General features: G+C 67.9%; 15 protein-coding genes. 9 read left to right on the top strand and 6 right to left on the bottom strand.

Going from position 1 to position 21,527, the window contains the following annotated elements; translation table 11 throughout:
- Window positions 1-15: 15 nt before the first annotated feature.
- Window positions 16-1,125, bottom strand: a complete 1,110-nt coding sequence (locus tag MZV50_RS15070) for an alpha/beta hydrolase (protein ID WP_252630039.1) — start codon at window positions 1,123-1,125, stop codon at window positions 16-18.
- Window positions 1,126-1,318: 193 nt separating this feature from the next.
- Between MZV50_RS15070 and MZV50_RS15065 the strand changes: the two genes are divergently transcribed.
- The 9 genes from MZV50_RS15065 to MZV50_RS15025 all read left to right on the top strand — a co-directional run bounded on the left by MZV50_RS15065 (window position 1,319) and on the right by MZV50_RS15025 (window position 14,762).
- Window positions 1,319-2,359: an alpha/beta hydrolase gene (locus tag MZV50_RS15065; RefSeq protein ID WP_252630037.1), complete on the top strand. Its 1,041-nt coding sequence runs from the start codon at window positions 1,319-1,321 to the stop codon at window positions 2,357-2,359.
- Window positions 2,360-2,468: 109 nt separating this feature from the next.
- Window positions 2,469-4,637, top strand: a complete 2,169-nt coding sequence (locus tag MZV50_RS15060) for a TonB-dependent receptor (protein WP_252630036.1) — start codon at window positions 2,469-2,471, stop codon at window positions 4,635-4,637.
- A gap of 212 nt (window positions 4,638-4,849) precedes the next feature.
- Entirely contained in the window at window positions 4,850-6,541 is a 1,692-nt protein-coding gene (locus MZV50_RS15055; RefSeq protein WP_252630033.1) for a carboxylesterase/lipase family protein, read from the top strand.
- Between the two features lie 34 nt (window positions 6,542-6,575).
- Window positions 6,576-7,478 (top strand): ROK family protein, encoded by a 903-nt coding sequence (locus MZV50_RS15050; RefSeq protein WP_252630031.1) that lies wholly within the window; start codon window positions 6,576-6,578, stop codon window positions 7,476-7,478.
- 244 nt (window positions 7,479-7,722) lie between these two features.
- Window positions 7,723-9,480, top strand: a complete 1,758-nt coding sequence (locus MZV50_RS15045; RefSeq protein WP_252630029.1) for an ABC transporter permease — start codon at window positions 7,723-7,725, stop codon at window positions 9,478-9,480.
- Between the two features lie 12 nt (window positions 9,481-9,492).
- Entirely contained in the window at window positions 9,493-10,806 is a 1,314-nt protein-coding gene (locus tag MZV50_RS15040; protein WP_252630027.1) for an ABC transporter ATP-binding protein, read from the top strand.
- A gap of 15 nt (window positions 10,807-10,821) precedes the next feature.
- Window positions 10,822-11,514 (top strand): hypothetical protein, encoded by a 693-nt coding sequence (locus MZV50_RS15035; protein ID WP_252630025.1) that lies wholly within the window; start codon window positions 10,822-10,824, stop codon window positions 11,512-11,514.
- Between the two features lie 129 nt (window positions 11,515-11,643).
- Window positions 11,644-13,641: a TonB-dependent receptor gene (locus tag MZV50_RS15030; protein WP_252630022.1), complete on the top strand. Its 1,998-nt coding sequence runs from the start codon at window positions 11,644-11,646 to the stop codon at window positions 13,639-13,641.
- Between the two features lie 98 nt (window positions 13,642-13,739).
- Entirely contained in the window at window positions 13,740-14,762 is a 1,023-nt protein-coding gene (locus MZV50_RS15025; protein WP_252630020.1) for a purple acid phosphatase family protein, read from the top strand.
- On the opposite strand, the gene MZV50_RS15020 is transcribed toward MZV50_RS15025, so the two are convergent.
- From MZV50_RS15020 to MZV50_RS15000, 5 genes are all read right to left on the bottom strand, one after another.
- Window positions 14,759-17,203 carry a TonB-dependent receptor domain-containing protein gene (locus MZV50_RS15020; RefSeq protein WP_252630018.1) on the bottom strand — a complete coding sequence of 815 codons (2,445 nt, stop codon included), beginning with the start codon at window positions 17,201-17,203 and terminating at the stop codon, window positions 14,759-14,761. The genes MZV50_RS15025 and MZV50_RS15020 overlap by 4 nt on opposite strands.
- Window positions 17,204-17,205: 2 nt before the next feature.
- On the bottom strand, window positions 17,206-18,198 hold the full coding sequence (locus tag MZV50_RS15015) for a FecR family protein (protein WP_252630016.1): 993 nt from the start codon (window positions 18,196-18,198) through the stop codon (window positions 17,206-17,208).
- A 112-nt stretch (window positions 18,199-18,310) separates the two neighbouring features.
- Entirely contained in the window at window positions 18,311-18,838 is a 528-nt protein-coding gene (locus tag MZV50_RS15010; protein ID WP_252630014.1) for an RNA polymerase sigma factor, read from the bottom strand.
- Between the two features lie 144 nt (window positions 18,839-18,982).
- On the bottom strand, window positions 18,983-20,182 hold the full coding sequence (locus tag MZV50_RS15005; protein WP_252630012.1) for an LptF/LptG family permease: 1,200 nt from the start codon (window positions 20,180-20,182) through the stop codon (window positions 18,983-18,985).
- A 12-nt stretch (window positions 20,183-20,194) separates the two neighbouring features.
- A complete protein-coding gene (locus tag MZV50_RS15000; protein WP_354668899.1) occupies window positions 20,195-21,454 on the bottom strand; it encodes a glycosyltransferase family 4 protein in 1,260 nt (419 codons plus the stop codon).
- Between the last annotated feature and the right edge of the window lie 73 nt (window positions 21,455-21,527).

Genomic DNA, 21,527 nt, shown 5'->3' with positions numbered 1-21,527 from the left:
GTCCCGAAGTCTCGATCAGCGCCCCAGGCGCTTGTCGAAGAACTTCAGCATGACGTCATAGGCCTGGCGCGATTCCGGCACGTCGGCATTGTAGAAAAAGCCGTGGAACAGGCCTTCCCAGACATGCAGCTCGGCCTCGACGCCCAGCCGGACCAACTGGGTGTGGGTATAGACCGTCGAGCTCAGCTCGAAGCCCCGCGTGGCGGTGATCAGCAGGGTGGGCGGGAACTGGCTCAGCACCGCGTCGGAGGCGGTCGGCGACACCATTGGATCCTTGATGCTGGCGCCGGCCAGATAGGGCATGCCCGACTTGTCCGAAGCCGGCCGGGTAGGGGGCCAGGGCGCGGGCGGCCGCGCATCGCCCAGCGGACCCGTGAAGAAGTCGGCGTCGCCGCCAAAGCCGGAGGACGACAAGGTCGCGCCCGCGCAGAAGATGCCGATCGCGCCGGGCCTGGGCAGGCCATGCGTCTGGAACCAGGCGACCGACATGCCCGTCAGCATGCCGCCGGCCGAGCAACCGTAGATGCCGATGTTCTGGGCGGGATAGGTCTTGAGCAGTTCGCGATAGACCGCGGCCACGTCCTCGCTGGCGGCGGGGAAGCGGTGCTCCGGGCCCTGGCGGTAGTCGACCGCGACGACGCGAATGCGCCCGAGGCTGGTCAGGGGCAGGGACTCAAGCTCGCCACAGCCTTGGAAGCATCCCATGAAGCCGCCGCCGTGCAGATTGATCAGGACGCGGTTGCGGTTTTCCGGGGCCACGCCACCCTTGGGCGCGTAGTCGTAGACGTGCACGCCACCGATCTTGGTGTCGGTCCTGTCGTGGGGGAACAAGGCGCGCTGGCGAGCCAGATAGGGCTCCATGAAGACCGGAACGCCATCCTTTTGCGCCAGCAGGGCGGGTTGCTGCATCTGGCGCAGGTGCTCGGCCATGTAGGCCTTTCCCTCGGGCGAAAGCAGGCTCGACACCGGTACGCTCATGGCCGGAGCGTGGACGGTTCCGTCCGGATCGACCTGCACCGGCGGTGATTTCCGATCCTGGGCCCCAGCGGCGCCGGCCGCCAAGGCGCAGAGCGCGATCAGCATCGCCTTGGCGACGCCGCGTTTCTCCGAGTTCCGCAATGCCATCTCGTCTTCTCCCTGTGGCCGGCCTTTGCCGGCCTGTCGCTGCTTAGCCGCGCGCCGGAGCCTTCGCACGAGCGGACTAGACCGTGAGAGGTAATCGATTGCAAGTTCCTTCTCCATAGGGGTTGCAATCGATTGCTTTTTCGGGGATCACTTAGGGCAAGGAACCGAAGTGTTCGGAGTCGGGGAGGCTGGCTTGACCCTATCGAGACGCGATCTGCACGCGATGATGCTGGGCGTGGCGTTCGCGAGCGGCGGCGCTTCTCTGGCCGCCGAACCAGGCGGCGGCGAGGACCTTCTGGCCCACGTCGATCCTGAATTGCGTGAGGGCGCCCGCGTCCTGCTGGCCCAGCGGTCGATGGAGTGGACCCGGCAGGAACTGGTGGCTCTGCGCGCGCGAATCCCGCCGCCGCCTAAGGCTCTGGCTAGTCCGTCGGTGGAGCGTCGTACCATCCCTGGTGGCCCGGGCGCGCCGGACGTGGCTGTTCAGGTCATCGGCGCCGGTACTGGCGGGAAGCCGCGCCCGGCCTTGCTCCACATCCATGGCGGCGGCTTCGTCCTTGGGCGCGCCGAGGATTCCACGCCCTTGTGCCAGACGATCGCCGCGGAACTCGATTGTCTCGTGGTCAATGTCGAATACCGGCTGACTCCGGAGACGCCGTTCCCTGGCCCCGTCGAGGATTGTTACGCGGCCTTGGTCTGGCTGCATCGTAACGCCAACGCCCTGGGGGTCGATCGCGGTCGCATCGCCGTGATGGGCGAGAGCGCTGGCGGAGGCTTGGCGGCGATGGTGGCCATCGCCGCTCGGGATCGCCGCGAAGTGCAGCTGCGCTATCAGGTGCTGATCTATCCGATGCTCGACGACCGCACCGGCAGCACGCGACGCGTCCCGCCGTTCATCGGTCGCATCGGCTGGAACGAGGCGGGCAACCGGTTCGGCTGGACCAGCTTCCTGGGCGCGCCGGCGGGGCAGGGCAAACCGCCCCACGGCGCGGTTCCCGCGCGCGTCGCGGATCTTCGCGGTCTGGCTCCGGCCTTCATCGGCGTCGGCGGCATCGATCTCTTCGTCGAGGAGGATCTGGAATACGCCCGGCGTCTCGTGTTGGCCGGGGTGCCTACGCAGTTCCAGCTCACGCCGGGCGCTTATCACGGTTTTGATTTCATCGCGCCGCAGTCGCGCCCGTCCAAGGCCTTCGTCGCTGCCTGGATGAGCGGATTGCGCGCGGCCTTCGCCTGACGCACGCGCGGCGGGTCACGGGCTGAAAGGTCAATCGAAAGCGTCTATTGCAATCCATGGCAATCGATTGCAATGCTGGCGCTAAACAATAAGAAGGGGAGGTCTATTCATGAGAACACCATCATTCCGCGCGGTCCCGCGGTCGGCGCTTTGGCGTGGCGTCAGCCTCGCGGCCCTGACGAGCCTTGCACTCGCCGCCTGCGGCCCGGCCTTGGCCCAACAGGCGCAGGGCGAGGCGGCCGAGCCCGACAAGCTGGACGAAGTGGTCGTCACGGCCCTGAAGGGCGGCTCGCAGGTCATCGCCCGCGCGCCTGTCGCGATCCAGGCGTTTTCGGACAAGGTCCTGACCCAGCGCGGGGTACGCGACGGCGCGGACCTGATCCAGATGATCCCCGGCGCCTCGCAAGCGCAGGAGATCGGCGCCGGCTATCGCATCTTCTCGTTCCGGGGCTCCGGCGCCGGCGGCCCGGTCGGCGACGGCATGATCGGCTACTATCTGGATGACACCCCGTTCGGCGTCCCCAACAACCAGGCCGCGCCGCCCCTGCAGTACTTCGACATCGAGCGGGTCGAGGTGCTGCGCGGGCCCCAAGGCACGCTGTACGGCTCGGGCTCGATGGGCGGCGCCATCATCTATCGGACCAAGAACCCCAGTCTCACCCATATGGGGTTCACCGCCGAGAGTGAGCTTTCGGGAACCCGCGACGCCGGCGATCCCAACTATCGCGTGGCCGGCGCCGTCTCGATCCCGATCGTCGAGGACAAGCTGGGCATCCGGATCAGCGGCGGCTACGACAAGCGGGCGGGCTATAACGACATCTATCAGGGCGCTCCGGTTGGAACGCCGTACAAGACCGACGCCAACGGCGTCGTCGCCAAGAACCTCCAGGCGGTGCTGTTATGGAAGCCCACGGACCGTTCGACGGTGCGGCTGCGCGCCTGGCGGTTCAGCACCGACCAGGACTATCTGAACGTCATGAACTCGGTGGACCCGCCCTACGCGTCCTACCAGGGCAACATCCAGGGCTACGACCGCCGGCGCGCCAACTACTATTCGGGGACGTTCACCCACGAGTTCGACGGTCTGACCCTGACCAACGCCACGTCCTATCAGAAGTCGCTTCCGGGCGGCTTTGGCGTCGCCTTGAACCTGGGCTCGCCGCTGGGCATCGGCACGCTGATCAACGGCGGCGACGCTCACAGCTTCGTCAACGAGTTCCGGCTGGCGACCTCGGGCGACGGTCCGCTGCACTGGGTGGGCGGCGCCTTCTACCAGAAGGCCCGGGGCCTCTATACCTTCTCCCTGGACTTCCCGACCCTGAAGCTGGGCGGCAGCACGATCACCCGCACCGAGAACGCCTCGGTCTTCTCGGAAGTCAGCTACGACCTGATGGGCGGCAAGCTGGTGCCGCTCTTCGGCCTTCGCTACTTCAAGGACGATCGCTCCTCGGAGTCGGTGACCAACGGCGCGCTCGTCACTAGCCAGGCCAAGCCGGATTCCCTGACCTGGCGGGCGAACCTGGCCTACTATCCGTCCGACTCCTGGATGCTGTTCTTCAACGCCGGCACCGGCTTCCGGAGCGGCATCCTGCAGTCGCAGGCCCAGGCCAACGCCGTGATCGCCGACGGCGTGCCGACCAGCATCTCGCTGACCCCGGACAAGCTGCGGAACATCGAGATCGGCGCCAAGGGCAAGCTGTTCGACGACAAGCTCCACCTGTCGGTCAGCGCTTACGACATCAAGTACACCAATCTGCAAAGCGCCTTTAACACCTCGATCGGGCTCTCGGCCTTCGCCAATCTGGGCGACGCAAAGACCCAGGGCATCGACATCGAGGCCTCTTGGGACACGCCGGTCAAGGGGCTGAACCTGACCCTGATCGGCAACGTCAATACGTCGGAGTTCACCAACGTCATCCCCGCCTTCGCCACCGCCAACCCGCGCAACCGCAATGGCCAGGACCTGTTCAACACGCCACCCTACAACTGGCGGCTGGACGTGAACTATCAGAAGAGCGTCGGGCTCTACGACGTGTTCGCCAACGCCTCGGCCACGGCCGTAGGTCGCGCGCGCAACAGCGACGCCACCGTCGACACGCTGGATCCCTATCAACTCTATCGCGCCAGCATCGGGGTTCGTAAGGGCGCCTATGAGGTCAAGCTGTTTGGCGACAACCTCTCCGACGAACGCGGGCCGACCGCCGCGAACGGTCCGACCCTGCTGGCGGGCCCGCGTCCTCGGACGATCGGCGTCAGCCTGAGCCTGGACTTCAACTAGGCTTAGGCCTGGCGGGTGGCGGGGCGATATCCCGCCACCTGATGACTCCCCGAACTGAGGGGCTCCGCGCGCCGCCGTCGATCGGATCGAGGTGGTGACGCGGCCCATTCCCCGCGCAGGGAGAGGCGCGCCTGCCGCTCTCCCTGCGACTTTCTCTTCGAAACCGAACGCGTCCGCCTCGAGCGTCGCGAGGACCAAGGATGGTTTTGACCATGAGCAGTGTCTTCGACGATCGCCGTGGATCAGGCGTGGGACGCCGATCCCTTCTCAAGGGCGCGGCCTTGGTCGCTGGCGTCCAGGGCGCGATGTCGGGGGCCGCGGCGGCGGCGACCAAGGTCGCGCGACCGGTCCTGACCGCCGGCGCGGGCGTGGCCCAGGGCTCGACCACCGCCGGGCGCGTGGCCGGTTACGTCAGGAACGGCGTTTTCATCTTCAAAGGCGTGCCCTACGCGGCACCCACGGGCGGGGAGGGCCGGTTTCTGCCGCCGCGTCCGCCGGAGCCCTGGACGGGCGTCCGAAGCGCGCGCCACTACGGCCCGATCTGCCCCCAGGACCAGGGAACGGGTCGCCTCAACGACGAGGAGGCCTTCGTCTTCCAATGGAACGACGCCGTTCAGAGTGAAGACTGCCTGAGGCTGAATGTCTGGACACCGGGCCTGGAGGGCTCGGGCCGGCGGCCGGTCATGGTCTGGTTGCATGGCGGCGGCTTCGCGGCCGGCTCTGGTCACGATCTGCCCGCTTTTGATGGTGAGAACCTCGCGCGCCGGGGCGATGTCGTGGTCGTCACCCTCAATCACCGCCTGAACGTCCTGGGCCATCTCGACCTGTCGCACTGCGGCGAAAGTTTCGCCCAGTCGGGCAATGTCGGCATGCTGGACATCGTCGCCGCCCTCGCGTGGGTTCGCGACAACATCGCCCAGTTCGGCGGCGACCCGGACCGCGTGCTGATCTTCGGTCAGTCCGGAGGCGGGGCCAAGGTCTCGACCCTGATGGGCATGCCGGCCGCCCGCGGCCTCTTCCACCGCGCCATCGTCATGAGCGGCTCGTTCAGCCGCGCCGTCTCCCAGGACAAGGCGCGGCGGCTCACGGACCTCACGCTGGCGGAGCTGGGCCTCTCGGCCGCTGAAGCCGTCCGCCTGCGGACCATGCCCCACGCCCGGCTCCTGGAAGCTGGCCAGAAGGCGCGGGCGCGGGTCAACAAGCCGTTCGACGGTTTCGTCGACGCCCGCCTGATCCCCGAGCAACTGGACTTCGCGCCCGTGGTCGATGGGACGGTCCTGCCGACTTGCCCCTTCCACCCGGATGCGCCGGCGATCTCCGCCGACGTGCCGCTGATCGTCGGCGCGACGCTCAACGAGTTCGTCCATGGGATCAATCATCCCGAGTTCGAGACAATGAGCGAGGCCGAACTCATGGCGCGGGCCGAACGGTTCCTGCCCGGCAAGAGCGCGGACCTGGTGGCGGCGTTTCGCCAGCGCGCCCCGACCGCCAGCCCCTTCGATATATGGTCGCGCATCGCGACCGCGCCCATCCGCAAGGCCGCGGTCGATCAGGCGGCGACCAAGGCGCGGCAGGGGCGGGCGCCTGCCTATCTCTATGAGTTCAACTGGGCCTCGCCGGTTCTGGACGGACGGCCGCGCGCGTTTCACTGCCTGGATATTCCCTTCGCCTTCGCCAACACCGATCGCTGCGACTCGATGACCGGCGGCGGCGAGGCGGCCCGCGCGCTGAGCGCCCAGATCGCCGACGCCTTCGTCGCCTTCGCGAAGGGCGGTGATCCCAACCACGCCGGCCTGCCGCGCTGGGATCCGGTCGTGGTGGAGGGCGCGGCCACCATGATCTTCGACGCCAAGACCCGATTTGACCGTGACCCGGACGCCGTCGAGCGCGCGGCGATCACGTGAAGGGCCGCGGCGCTTTCCTTGATGGGACGGTCCAATGACTTATGCGGGCGTGGAAATCGGTGGAACAAAGGTCGTGGTCGGGTTCGGCTCCGGGCCGGAGGACTTCGGCGACCGGGTTCGCATTCCGACAACGACACCGGGCGAGACGATCGGCGCGATTGTCGACGTGCTGGAAGCGCGGCGTCGGCGGTCGGGCCTCGACGCCATCGGTGTGGCGACGTTCGGGCCCGTGCGACTGGACCCGAAGGCCGCGGACCATGGCCGCATCCTGGCGACGCCGAAGCCTGGCTGGTCGGGCGCCGACCTCCTGGGGCCTTTGAAGACTCTCGGGCTTCCCATCGGATTGGATACCGACGTCAATGGCGCGGCCCTGGGCGAGGGGCGATGGGGCGCCTGCGTGGGGCTCGACAACCATGCGTATGTGACCGTCGGGACAGGGGTCGGCATTGGCGTCGTGGTCAACGGCGCGCCGATCCACGGAGCGCTGCATCCCGAACTGGGCCATCTGCCCGTGCGCCGCGACCAGGCCCAAGATCCGTTCGCGGGCGCCTGCCCCTATCACGGCGATTGCCTCGAAGGTCTGGTCAGTGGACCCGCGCTCGCCGCGCGACTGGGACGCGCCGGAGAGACGCTTTCGGCCGACGATCCCGTCTGGGACCAGGTGGCCGACTACCTGGCGCAGATGGCCGCCGTGCTCACCTATGCGGTGTCGCCTCGTCGGATCGTACTGGGCGGTGGGATCGGCCAGACCCAGCAGGTCCTGTCCCGCGTCCGCGAACGCCTGGCGTTCTGGCTCGGCGGTTACCTGCCGGAACTTCGGCTTCCGCAGGCGATCGAAGCCTATCTTGTCGCTCCGGCCCTCAACGAGAATTCCGGTGTTTTGGGCGCGATCGCATTGGCCGGCGACGCACTACGGCGGTCGGCCGACACTGAATGACGCAGCGGTTCCGCCACTCGCTTTTGCTCCGCCATCGAGATCAGCTTGACAACGCCTTTCGACAGGCGCATCCCGCCGCCGCGTTCGTTGCTGCACTGCAGTGGCGAGGCGAACAACGGAAACCCAAACCCCATGCCCAGCGACAGTCACAGTCGATCCACCACGCCGCGAAAGGTGTCACGCTAGGGGTTTAACGGGCTCCTTGCTGACGGCCGGTCGCGGCGACAGTCACAAGGTGAAGCCCATGGTTTTCCTCTCCGGAGACCACAAGGCCGCGCGCCCGCTCGCGCGTTTTCTTCGCGCCGGAACCGTCCCCTCGTGGGCGGATCTGGTTGCGTTCCTGCTGCTCGCCGCCTGCGCCATTCTCGTGGTGCGCGGCGCCGAGGACATGAGCCAGCCCCTGGCGGCCCTGCACGCGGCTCCCGTCACGCTGGATCCAGCTCGTCTGCCCGAATACGCCCTGCGCACGACGCTGAGGATGTTCCTGGCGCTGGCCGCCTCGCTCGTCTTCACGTTCACGGTCGCCACCCTGGCCGCCAAGAGCCGCAAGGCCGAGCTCTTGATCGTACCCGCCCTCGACATCCTGCAGTCCGTGCCGGTGCTGGGCTTCCTGACCTTCACGGTCACCTTCTTCATGGGCCTGTTCCCCGGCCGCCAGCTGGGCGTGGAGTGCGCGGCGATCTTCGCCATCTTCACCAGCCAGGCCTGGAACATGGCCTTCAGCTTCTACCAGTCGCTGCGGACCTTGCCCGCCGACCTGGATGAGGTCAGCCGCCAGTTCGGCTTTTCGCCCTGGCGGCGGTTCACGCGTCTGGAACTGCCGTTCGCCACGCCCAGTCTGGTCTGGAACGTGATGATGTCGATGTCGGGCGGCTGGTTCTTCGTCGTGGCGTCCGAGGCCATCACCGTGGGCGACACCACCGTCACCCTGCCGGGCATCGGCTCGTGGCTGTCGGTGGCCATCGCTCGCCAGGACATGAAGGCCGTCGCCACCGGCGTCGGGGCGATGGCCGTGGTCATCGTGCTGTACGACCAGTTGGTCTTCCGACCGGTGGTGGCCTGGGCCGACAAGTTCCGCTTCGAGCAGACCGCCAGCCAGCAGCGCCCGGCCTCGTGGCTCTATGACCTGCTGCGCCGCGCCGCCTGGACGCGGTCGTTGACCTGGTCTCTGGCCGGCCTATCGCGCGCCCTCCCGCGCCTCCGCCCGCCGGTCGCCTTGCCGGTCCTTCGCCTGCCCGCGCCGCATCCGGCGCTAGGGCGTCTCTTGGACATCCTGTGGCTGGCGCTGGTCGGCGTCGCCGTGATCGGCGGCGGCGGGTTGCTGTGGTCGTTCCTCAGCGCGCGCCTGACGTTCGGCGATCTGGGCGAGGTGTCGGTCTTGGGCCTGGCGACCTTGGTTCGGGTCGTGGTGCTGATCGCGCTGGCCACCCTGATCTGGGTTCCGATCGGTGTCTGGATCGGCCTCCGTCCGGCCTGGGCCGAGCGCCTCCAGCCCATCGCGCAGTTCCTGGCCGCCTTTCCGGCCAATGTGCTGTTCCCGTTCGCGGTGGCGGCCATCGTGGCCATGCATCTGAACCCCAACATCTGGCTTTCGCCGCTGATGGTGTTCGGGACGCAGTGGTACATCCTGTTCAACGTCATCGCCGGCGCGAGCGCCATCCCCAGCGACCTGCGCGAAGCCGCCGGCATGTTCGGCCTCGAGGGTTGGCAGTGGTGGCGGCAGGTCGCGATCCCGGGGATCTTCCCCTACTACGTGACCGGCGCGCTCACCGCCTCGGGCGGCTCGTGGAACGCCAGCATCGTCGCCGAGGCGGTGAGCTGGGGCCATGAACACCTCGAGGCCGTGGGCCTGGGCGCCTACATCGCCAAGGCCACCGCCGCCGGCGACAGCGCCCGCGTCGCTCTGGGCGTGGCCGTCATGTCCGTCTTCGTCATCGCCTTCAATCGCGTGCTCTGGCGGCCGATGTACCGCTTCGCTGAGCGCCGTCTCCGTCTGGCTTAAGGGAGAGCATCCATGACCTGCCTCACCCCCATCAAGACCGCCGTCCCGCTCGTCCAGGCGATCGCCGTCCGCCATCGCTATGGCAAGGCCGAGGGCGCCAACCTGCTGGTCCTCGACAATGTCGACCTGACCCTGAACGAGAACGAGATCGTCGGCCTGCTGGGCCGCTCGGGCTCGGGCAAGTCGACGCTGCTGCGCTCGATCGCTGGCCTGATCAAGCCGACCGAGGGCCAGATCGTCTTCCCGCCTCGTCCCGATGGCCCGACCACGCTCAGCATGGTCTTCCAGAGCTTCGCGCTCTTCCCCTGGCTGACGGTGCTGCAGAACGTCGAGGTCGGGCTGGAGGCCAAGGGCGTGCGTCCCGAGGAACGCCGTCGCCGATCCCTGGCCGCCATCGACCTGATCGGTCTGGACGGCTTCGAGAACGCCTATCCCAAAGAGCTGTCGGGCGGCATGCGCCAGCGTGTGGGCCTGGCGCGCGCCCTGGTGGTCGATCCCTCCATCCTCCTGATGGACGAGCCGTTCTCGGCGCTGGACGTGCTGACCGCCGAGACTCTACGCACCGACCTGCTCGACCTGTGGAGCGAGGGGCGGATGCCGATCAAGTCGATCCTGATGGTCACCCACAACATCGAGGAGGCCGTGCTGATGTGCGACCGCATCCTGGTGTTTTCGTCCAATCCGGGTCGGGTGGTCCAGGCGATCGAGGTGGACCTGCCCCAGCCACGCAACCGCCAGGACCCAGCCTTCCGGGCGCTGGTCGAGCGGATCTACGCCCAGATGACCCGGCCCGACCAGGCGCCGGCGCCGCACGACGGGATTTTCCCCGGCATGGGCCTGGGCATGGTGCTGCCGCGCGTTTCGACCAATGTGATGGCCGGCCTGATCGAGGCGGTGCATGCCGCGCCGTTCGACGGTCGCGCGTCGATGTCGGATCTCGCCCAGGACCTGCGGTACGAGGCCGATGAACTCTTCCCCATCGCCGAGACCTTGCAGTTGCTGCGTCTGGTCGAGATGCGCGAGGGCGACCTTGTCCTGACCGCCACGGCCCGCCGCTACGCGGAGGCCGACGTCGATGCGCGCAAGTCGATCTTCGCTCAGCAGCTTCTGGCCCATGTCCCCCTGGCCGCTCACGTGCGCCGGGTGCTGGATGACCGGCCCAGCCACATCGCGCCCGCCAGCCGGTTCCGCGACGAGCTGGAGGACTTCATGTCCCCCGACTACGCCGACCAGACCTTGCGGGCCGTGATCAACTGGAGCCGCTACGCGGAGGTCTTCTCCTACGACGAGGGAGCCGATCGCTTCTCGCTTGAAGACGCCGTCTAGCGCCAAGGGAAGGCCATGACCTTCAAATTCGCCATACTGGGCGCGGCCATCGCCGCGTCCAGCCTTCTCGCCGTGGCGCAAGCCTGGGCCTCGGGCAACGAGCACGTCATCGACGACGCGGCGGTCGAGACGCCGGGAGTCTGCCACCTGGAAACCTGGACCACACGGTTCGCACGACGGCAGGGCCTGCTCAATCTCGCGCCGGCCTGTACGCGCAAGACGTGGCCGCGGCTGGAGATCGGCGGCGGATTGCAGCGCGCCTGGAGCAACGGCGCCGCCGAGACCACGGTGGGACCCGCCCTGAAGCTCAACATTCTGCCGGAGGACAGGGGGCTTGGGCTCGGCTTGGCGGGGGCGGCGGGCTTTGGGCTGCGCGCGGGCCATCTCGACTCGGCCAGCCTGGTCGCGCCGATGACGATTCCGGTCGGCCCACGGCTGCGGATCAACCTGAACGCCGGTTGGAGTTATGTCCGCGCCGACGCGAAGTCCGATGCGGCCTTCGTTGGGGCTCAGGCCGAGTGGTCGATGGCGCGGAACCTGACCTTGATGGTCGAGACCTTCCGGCGTGATGCAGGCCATGCCGGCGGTCAGCTCGGCGTGCGCTGGAATCCGGGCGGCGGGCGGTTTGATCTCGATCTCGTCGCGGGACGCCGCATCGACGGGGCCAGCCCGCGAGCGGTTTCGCTGGGTCTAACCGTGCGCCGATGATCCCGGAACGCACAACGCGCGACGCCAAGTGGCGCTTTCTCATCCCTATTGGAACCGGCCCCAAAAAAGCCAGCTTTACGTTAATTACGTTATAACATATCATTTTGATATGTAGGCTGCGAGGGTTAGATGTTGCGACTGCGTACGATGTTGCTGACGGCCGCCGGGGCGGGCGTTTTATTGGCCGCCGCCAGCCAAGCCAGCGCCCAGGATCTTGGCCATTCCGTGTCCGAAGTGGTGATCACCGCTTCGCCGCTCGCGGGTGATCCTGACCGGTTCGCGACCATCGTCGAACAGGTCAGCCGTGATCAGGTTCTGAGCAACGGCGGGGCCAGTCTGGCCGATGCGCTGCGCAACGTGCCGGGTGTGGCCGGAACCGGTTTCGCGGCGGGCGCCAGCCGTCCGGTAATCCGTGGGATGGACGCCCAGCGCGTGAAGCTGGCCGAGAACGGTCTCTCCAGTTCGGACGTATCCGACGTCGGTCCCGACCATGGCGTGCCGATCGACCCGCTCGCCGCGCAACAGATTGAGGTCGTGCGCGGCGCGGCCACTCTGCGCTACGGCAGCCAGGCGATCGGCGGCGTCGTCAACGTGATCAACAACCGCATTCCGCTCAAGCCCATCGACGGGATCGAAGGCGAAGCGACGACGGCCTACTCCACGGGCGCGGCGACCGGCGAGGGTACGGTCAGCCTTGACGCGGGGCAGGGACCGTTCGCGGTTCACCTGGACGGCTTTGGCCGCCGGGCCAGCAACTACCAGACGCCGGATGGCGTCCAGCCGAACTCGTTCTTCCGAGGGAATGGCTATTCGGGTGGCGCGTCCTACTTCTTCGGTGACGACAGCCGCGTCGGGGCCAGCGGCACGCACTACGAGGCTCGCTACGGGATTCCGTCGGACGACACCTTCATCCGCATGAAGCAGGACAAGGGCGCGCTCGGCGGGTCGTTCAAGTTCGGCCAAGGCGTGCTCCAGCGGATCAACGTCGACGCCGGCTATGCCAACTACACCCACAGCGAGATCGATCCGGAAGGCAACCAGGTCCTGTCCACGTTCAACAACAAGGAATGGGACGGCCGGATGGAGGCGTTGTTCGGCGCCACCGGTCCGCTCTCGGCCTCGGCGCTGGGCGTTCAGTTCCAGGACCGCAAGTTCAGCGCGCTCGGCGAGGGCGCCAACTATCTGCTGCCTACCCACACCCAGAGCGCGGCGGCCTTCGCGTTCGTCGAGGCGCCGGTCGGGGCTCTGCAATTCCAGGGCGCGGCGCGCGTCGAGCACGTCAAGATCGACGGCACCCCGGCCTCGGGCGTCGAGACCAGCCGCGACTATACGCCGTTCAGCGTGTCCGCGGGCTTCACCTACGACGCCACCGACGCATTGCGCCTGGGCCTGACCGCCGCCTCGGCGGCGCGGGCGCCGGCCCAGACCGAACTGTTCGCTCGGGGCCCGCACGACGGTCCGGCCACGTTCGAGACCGGCGATCCAGGTCTGAAGATCGAGCGGGCCAACTCCTTAGAGGCGACGGCGCGCTACAAGCTCGGCTCCGAAGGCCGTATCGAGGCGTCGGCCTGGGGCGCGCACTTCGACAACTACATCTACGGCGCCCTGACCGGACGCACGTGTGACGACGATGGGATCTGCGCGGCCGGCGGCGCCGGTGATCTCAAGGAACTCAACTACGGCCAGCGTGACGCCAACTTCTGGGGCGTCGAGGCTAAGGCCTTCTTCCCGCTGACCACGGTGGCGGGCGGCAAGTTGTCGGGCCAGGTGCTGGGCGACTATGTCCGCGCCAAGTTCACGGGCGGCGGCGGCGACGTGCCGCGTATCCAGCCTGGCCGTTTTGGCGGCGGCCTGGACTGGGCCAATGACTCTATCGACGCCAGCTTCCTGGTGCTGGCCGTGTCTTCACAAGACCATGTCGGCGTCGCCGACCTGGCGACTGATGGCTACACCTCGGTCGACGCCCAGGTCCGTTGGCGGCCGTTCAAGGCCAAGCCGGGGCTCGAGCTTCTGCTCGTGGGACACAACCTCGCCGACGAGACGATCCGCAACGCCACGGCGCTGAACAAGGATTCGGTGTTGATGCCCGGCCGTGACGTGAGGTTGGTGCTCAGCGCCAAGTTCTGACGCGGTTCGACCCGCGTCCCGGGCGGACATGGCCGAGAACGACCATGTCCGCCTGATCATCGTCCTGGGACAAGATTTCCGCCGAAACGATGAGAGACTTGTGGGTTGGCGTCGTCCTTGAACTCATGGGCCGGCGTCGCCCGCGGATCGTTCCGGAGGTCTTGGTGTCCCAATCGCGGTTGCACCGTCGCGCGTTGCTGCAAGGGCTGGCGGCGGCCACGACGTTCGCCGCCCCGGCCGCCGCCGACGAGCACGAGGCGATAGCCTTCGTCGCCCTCGGCGATTGGGGGCAGCGGGGAAGGCGGTCCCAGCATCAGGTCGCGAAAGCGATGGCGACGACGGCGGCGGATCTTTCGAGCCGGTTCGTCCTGGCGGCTGGCGACAACTTCTATCCGGCTGGCGTCAGATCAGTCGAAGACGCCCATTGGCAAGACTCGTTCGAGGACATCTACACCGCGCCGGCTCTACAGACGCCGTGGTACGCCGCGCTCGGCAATCACGATTATCGCGGGCGCGTCCAGGCCCAGATCGACTACACCGCCCTGAGCCATCGCTGGCGCATGCCCAGTCGCTACTTCGCGATCGGCGGCGACGAATTGGGGACAAGCCTGATCGACCTATTCGTCATCGACACCGCGCCGCTGGTCGACGGCGGGAACTACGACGAAATGCTGCAGCAGATAGCGCGGGGTCACCTCGAACGTCACGACGGCGGAGACCAGATCGCCTGGCTCGACCAAGCGCTTGGCCGATCGCGCGCCCCCTGGAAGATCGTGATGGGCCATCACCCGGTCTATTCGGGCGGCCACGGCGACAATCCCGAGCTCGTCGACCAGGTCGCGCCGTTGCTCGAAGCGCATGGCGTGCAGCTCTATATCAATGGCCACGACCATAGCCTGCAACACATCCGGCGCGGCCAGGTCGACTATGTCTGCACGGGATCCGGCGCGGAGGCCAGGGATAGGGTCGTGGCTGTCGAGGGCACGCGCTTCTACCTGTCGCGACCCGGCTTCGCCGCCTTCAAGGTCGGGAGGGATGCGCTCGACCTGACATTCCGCGACCTCGACGGGCGACCAGTCTACGACGTGAGCCTGCCGCGTGAGCGCCCGTCGCGCGTCTAGAAGCGGGCGGTCAGCCGCACGCTCAGGGTCCGGGGGCGCGGCGGGGTGACGATCTGGTCGCGGGCGATCAGGAACGGGTTGCCGAACGAGAAGCTGTTGGGGTGGCTGTTCAATGGATTGTCCAGCGTGGCGCTCAGCGTCCAATCCGGCGTCGAGAGGCTGGCTATCCCGCGCAGACTCAACGACTCGCCCATCCTGTGCGCCTTGTCGGCGTCGAAGGTCAGATAGGACGGGCCCACATAGGACGCCTGGCCCTGCAGTCGCAACGCCGGGCCCCAGGGCAGCTCCCGATGATAGTCGATCCCAAAACTGGCCGACGTCCTGGAGACGCCCGGGAGGTCGGCGTCCTTGCGCGTGCTGAAGGCCAGGTTGAGCTTGGTGATTTCCGGATCGTCTATCAGCGCGGCCGCGCGCAGGTCGAGTCGCCCGCTGACGCGGAAGGCGGCCTCGGCCTCGATGCCCCAGTTGGCCCCGTTGCCGATGTTGGTAGTGTAGGCCGTGCCGTCGGGCAGGTACTGATCGCTCTGCACCGACTCCCAAGTGGCGTAAAACACCGCCACGCGGCCCCGCAGTCGGTCGTCGAAGGCCCGCAGCTTGGCCCCCAGTTCGTAGTTCCAGAGCTCGTCGGCCTCATAGCGGCTGGGCGGCGCCTCGGGGGCGTCGAACACCTGGCCGATCCGGCCCGCGGTGTTGAAACCGCCGGGACGATAGCCTTCGGCGGCCTGGGCGTAGATCAGCAGGCCCGGCCGTGCGTCGTAGCTGATCAGAACCTTTGGCGAGAAGCCGGCGGCGTCGGCCGACTGCTGTTTCCCGCGCACGCCGCTCGCCTGGGTGACGTTGGAATCGGTGTTGAAGCTGAAGTCGAACCAACGCAAGCCCGCGGTGGCGGACAAGCGCGAGGTGACGTCGAAGGTCACCTCGCCATAGAGCGCGGCCTCGTTGATGTCGTCCCGCCGTCGCTCGGCATAGGCGGCGGGTGAGCCGGCGGGAAGCGCGTGCAGATTGGCGCCGAGCCGGATGGACCCTGACGAGGCGAAGGCGCCGACCAGGCCATGCAGGCGATACTGGCCGGGCGTGGCGTAGGTCACTTCGCCCACCGTCAGGTCGATGTTCTTGTCCTCGTCGAACGCCGCCAGCGCGCCGCCAAGGCCATACAGCGTCGAGACCGAGGTCGCGTCGTAGCGGCTCTGGAACCGATGGGACAGCTGCGAGATAGAGCCCGTCACGCGCCCCCAGCCGCCTTCGCCCGTGAGGGTCAAGGACGTGTGGTCGAAGTCGTTGTCGTGCGGTTCGCGCACGAGGTTGTCGCGGACCTTGGAGCCCAGTCGCCGCAGACCGTACTGCGTGTCCTGATTGTTGATCCACTGACGGGTCAGCCCCAGCGTCAGCGCCCAGTTCGGTGTCAGCGCCGCGCGCACGCTGGCGCGTACGCCAGAGCGTGTCGACTCGTTGGCGCGACGAAGACCGAGGGCGGAATTGGCGATGTAGCCGTCCTGCGCTTCGTGATAGGCCACGGTCCGCAGCGCCACGCGGCCACGCACGAGCGGCAGATTGGCCATCGCCTCGAACTCGCCGTCGCGGCCGCCGCCCTTGACCCAGCCGAGGCCGGCCAGGACGCTGGCCTGGTAGCGGTCGAGGTCGGGCTTGCGGGTGGCGATCCGCATCACGCCGCCCAGCGACCCGCCGCCGTACAGCGTACCCTGAGGGCCGCGCATGACCTCCACCCGTTCGACATCGGCCAGCCGCAGGTCGGGGTCGGGCGCGTTGTAGGTGATCGGCACATCGTCCAGATAGAGCGACACCATCGATTGGGCCTGGCCGGTGAAGGCGCCATCCGACAGGCCGCGCAACATCACCTTGTCGCGCCCGGGCCCGAGATTGGTCACCGTCATGCCAGCGATCTGGCCCGTCAGGTCGTTGAGGCTGGTGACGGCTTCCCGTTCGAGGGCGCCGCCCGACACGACGGAGATGGCGTAGGGCGTGCGGCCCGGCAGGTTGGGATAGCGTTGGGCCGTCACCACCACTTCGCCCAGTCCTAGGGGCGGTGCGGTCGGCGCGACCTGCGCGGGTGTGGCCGGACGCGTCTGCGGCGCCAGGCGATGGATGATCACCGTGCGCGGATCGGGCTGGCGATAGCCGCAGCCGCTGCCGGCCAGGATCCGGTCAAGCGCGGCCTGGACGGAGAGGCGTCCGGTCAAGGCGGGCGCCTGGCCACGGCAAGCCTCGAGGTCCCCGCCAAGCGATAGCTCGGCCTGCAGGGCGAAATCGATCAGCGCCGCCTGGACCGGCTTGGCGGCGATCCGCAGGCGCACGACGGGCGAGAGGCGGCCGGCGAACAGTCGCGGCGCGGCCTCGGCGGGGACCGCGGAAAGACCCGCCAGGCCGACGGCCAAGGTCGCGGCCCAGGCCCGGCCGCCGGCGCGGACGCTCTTGCTCGCCACGATCAGCGGCGCGCCGTCTTGGCCTTGAGGATAACCTCTTGCGCCGTCGCTTCGGCGACGATCGGGGCGAACAGTTCCAGGCGCCGGATCATGGCGGCCTCCTCGTCGACCAGCAGGACGCCCGAGACTGTCACCGAGGCGGCGCTGGGATCAACGCGGATTGGCGTCGCGACATAGCGATTGAGGTCGGCGACCACCTCGGCCAGCGGCGCTCGGTCGTAGACCAACTTGCCGGACTTCCAGGCGAAGGCCGTGTCCGGGGCGACGTCGCGGACATCGGCCGCCGAGCCCGGGGTCTGGACCAACTGCTGGCCGCGCGCCAGCCGGATCGCGCCTTCCTGGCCGCCGGAGACGGCCACCAGACCGCGGCGAACCGAAACGGCGAGGCGGCCGGCGTGGTTGAGGATGTTGAATTCCGTGCCCAGGACACGCACCTCGCGCTCACCCACCGCCACCACGAACGGGCGGTTTTCCAGGTGGGCGACATCGAAGCTGGCCTCGCCATCGACCAGGGTCACGTCGCGCTGCTGGCGGCCAAGCCGCACGCGCAAGGTCGTGCCGCTGCCCAGGGTCAGGCGCGAGCCGTCGGCCAGGGCGATCTCGCGGGTTTCGCCGCGCTGGGTCGAATAATCGGTGAACGCCGGCCGGGTCAGCTGCGGCGTCACCACCAGGGCGGCGACGGCCGCCGCGGCGGCGACGCCAAGGCCGATCAGGAGGCCGCGACGCGGCGGCGCGGACGCGCGAGGGCGCAGGGGCACGACGTTGGCGGTGAGCGGCGCGGCGTCGGCGGGCGAGGCTCGCGAGTCATTGGCGGGCAGATCCTCCAGATCGAGCCAGACAGCCTCGACCGCGTCATAGGCCGTGGCGTGCTCGGGATCGGCCTCGAGCCAGGCCTGGAACGCCGTCCAGTCCGCCAGGGCCGGATCGTCCTGCAGCTTGGCGAACCAGTCGGCGGCGGCCTGCTGGATCGGATCTTGGTGGACGGACTCGGTCATCGACGGTTTGCGCTTCCTTCGCGCCCGGCCTTGGAGGGGCGTCGCCACAATGACGCCACACCATCCCTAGGTCCTCTCCACATCTCGGTGAGGTGATGCAAGCCTGCCACACTCATCGTCCCACCTTCTTGACCAGATGACCAAGGGCCAGGCTGACGTGCTTCTCGACGGCGCTGCGCGAGATGCCGAGACGCGCGGCGGTCTCGGCGTGGGTCAGGCCCTCGAACTTGTGCAGACGGAAGACCCGCTGGGTCAGCGGCGCCAGCGTCTCCAGGGCCGAGGCCAGCTTCTCCAGGCGTTGCCGCGCGATCACCGCGCTTTCGGCGTCGGGCGTGTCGGCGACATCCAGCGCACCGACGGTGGCGTGGTGGGTCCGGCGCCATTCGGTTTCTCGAGCGCCTGACCGCCTAGCCTGCCGCAGGCGGTCGAGCATCAGGTTCGAGGCCAGGCGATAGAGATAGGCGGACGGGTTTTCGATCGGATCTTCGGTAACCGCCTGAACCTTGAGGTAAAGCTCCTGAACTAGGTCCTCGACCTCGCCCCGGCCGCCCAGGCGCGCGAGGAAAAAACGCCGCATGTCATCGCGGCGCTCCAGATAGGTGGTCGCCAGAGGCGAGAGGTCCGGAGAAGCGGCCTTCATCGTCAGCGCGAAATCGGAGGCTGCCGGTCGGCGTTGGTGGTCATCGCCAGGAAATCGGACCGCTTGAGGAGTCGGTGAAGAGTCAGACATGGCTTGCTCGGCGGTTGAAGGCAAGCCGTTCGGCAAGTCCGTCCACGACCTCGACTATTCCCGCAGGGCCTGTCTTCGTCCCATGGCTTTAGCGATCGCGGTGAAGACTTCGGCCAGGCGTTCGGATAGCCAGCTGACGGGGTTCTGGCCGGGACGCTTGCGGCTGGCCATCCAGGTGGCCACGCAAGCGGCCGCGAACAGGCCGGCGGGCGCGCCGATCGTGGCGATGGCGGGGACGTTCGCGGCCGTCACCATGGCTTGACCCAGAATCATCGAGGTCTCGAAGGCGAAGAGCAGCAGGCCGCCGATCACCATCGCCGAGCCGGATCCAGCCCGCTTGGCGCTGAGCCCGAAGGGCACGGCCAACAGCGGCAAGAGCGGAAGCATCAGCGCCCTGGACGAACGCGAGAACAGTTCGGCCAGCAGGGTCTGGCGGGGCAGGGTGGGCGGCGATTTGCCGAAACCTTGCTGGGCCAACTCGATCAGCGTCAGCTCGCTCACCTCGTCGCCACGCAGGCGCAGGAGCTTGGCGGCCTGGCTCACGGGGAGATCGAACCTGAAGGCGGCGAAGTCTGCGACATAGACCTCCGCTTGCCGCGTGGTGCTGACTTGCCGGCCGTGGTTCAGCACCAGGGTGGCCTTTTGATCGCCAGGGGCCTTGAGAACGTCGGCGGACGCGGCCGTCAGTACGTCCTCGCGGCCCTCGGGCCCGATCTTGCGGATGAACACGTGCTCGAGATGGCGGCCGCTGGCGTCGGCGCTGTCGGCGGTCAGGATGACGTCCGGGCCGGCCGACAGCAGCGCCTTGGGGCGCACGTCGCCGTTCCAGCCGGCGTTCGCCGCCGCGTGCAGCACGGCGTGATAGGCATAGCGGCTGTAGGGCTGGATAAAGCCGAACAGCGCCACGCTGAACAGCATCAGGACGACGCCCAGGCCGACGAACGGCGTGGCGAAGCGGCCCAGGGAAATGCCGCTGGCCAGGATGGCGTCGATCTCCGAGCTTTTGTTCAGCCCGTTGACCACCACGAACAGGCCGATGAAGAAGCCGCCGGGCAGAGTCAGGCCCACATAGTGCGGCACCAGGTTCACCATAAGTTCGGTCAGCAACTTGAAGCCGTCGGTGGTTTGCGACAGCAGCTGGAACGAGCGCATGAGGCGCTCCATCAGGAACGCCACCATCGTGCTGATCAGCACCGCGGACATCGGCGTCAGGGTCCGCCGCAGCAGATACCGGTCGAGCGTGGTCAGGATCATCATGTCGCCAGGCTAGAGAGCGGGCACGCTGGCGGGGTGAGGGGACGCCATGCCGCTTGTCCTGGACGCCAGAAGGCGAGGCTCAGACGACGGCAAGGACGCGGGCCGCTCCAGGGCCTCGGCATAGACCTCCACGACTTCGTCCAGAATCTCGGTCCAACGGTAGGCGGCGCTGCGGTCTAGCGCCTCGGCGGCCAGTCGATGCCGCGCGTCGCCGTCGGTGAGCAAAGCCGAGAGGGCTTCGGCGTAGGCCGAGGGGCGATCGGGCGCGCAGAGCAGGGCGTTGCGTCCATGGCGCAGCAGGGCGCGGGTGTTGGGCGCGTCGGCGCAGACCATGGCGAGACCCGAGGCCATCGCCTCGAGATTGACGTTGCCGAACGTCTCGGTGGTGCTGGGATTGAGGAAGATGTCGCCGCTGGCCAGCGCCGTGGCCAGCGCCTCGCCCGTCAGAAAGCCGGCGAAGACGGCGGTGGGCAGGCGAGCCTGGAACCAGGTCCGGGCCGGACCATCGCCGATCACCAGAACCTGAGGCGCGTGACCGGCTTCTTCGAGCCTGGCGATCGTGTCGGCGAACGCCGCGAGGCCCTTCTCCATGACGATCCGGCCCAGGAATACGATCACGGGGCGGTCGGGATCGAAGCCGAGTCCGGCCCGCCAGGAGGCGTCGCGCCGGCCCGGGTGGAAGAGCTCGGAATCGACGCCGCGCGCCCAGGTCCGCACTCGGGTGGAATGGGTTTGCGACCGCAGCTCGTCGGCGATCGCCTCGGTGGGGGCCATGACGTAGTCGCAGGCGTCATAGAACTTCCAGAGCTGGCGACGCGCCAGCGGGCGCAGAAAGCTCAGTCCGTAGTAGTCGAGATAGGTGTCGAACAGGGTGTGCAGGCTGGCGACCACCGGGACCTTCAGGTCGCGCCCCAGCCTGAGCGCCGCCGAGCCCAGGAAGTCGGGGGCGGAGAGGTGGACGAGATCGGGCTCGAAGGCCTCGACGTCCCGGCGAATGGCCGGGGGAAGTCCAAGGGCCAGGCGGTAGTCGGCCCGGAAGGGGATCTTCAGCGACGGCACGGAAACCAGATCGCCGACGGCCGCGAAGGCTGGCGTCGGCGAGGTCGGGGAGTACACCCGCACCTTGGCGCCCATCCTGCTCTGCAGATGATCCACGAGCCGGTTCAGCGACTTGTTGGCTCCGTCGAGGGTGTAGTTATAGTTCCCCGAGAATAAGGCGATCCTTAGTGGACGCGCACCATCGATGCCCGTCAGCGCCTTGATATCCATGCTTATCCTTCCAAGTGGTCGCCCGGCCCCTGCCGACCAAGACGACGCGCCCCCAACGCCACCACACGGATTC

It is taken from the genome of Caulobacter segnis, assembly GCF_023935105.1.
Lineage (GTDB): Bacteria > Pseudomonadota > Alphaproteobacteria > Caulobacterales > Caulobacteraceae > Caulobacter > Caulobacter segnis_B.
The sequence above is the reverse complement of the archived record's forward strand: the minus strand, read 5'-3'. Positions and strand labels throughout refer to the sequence as shown.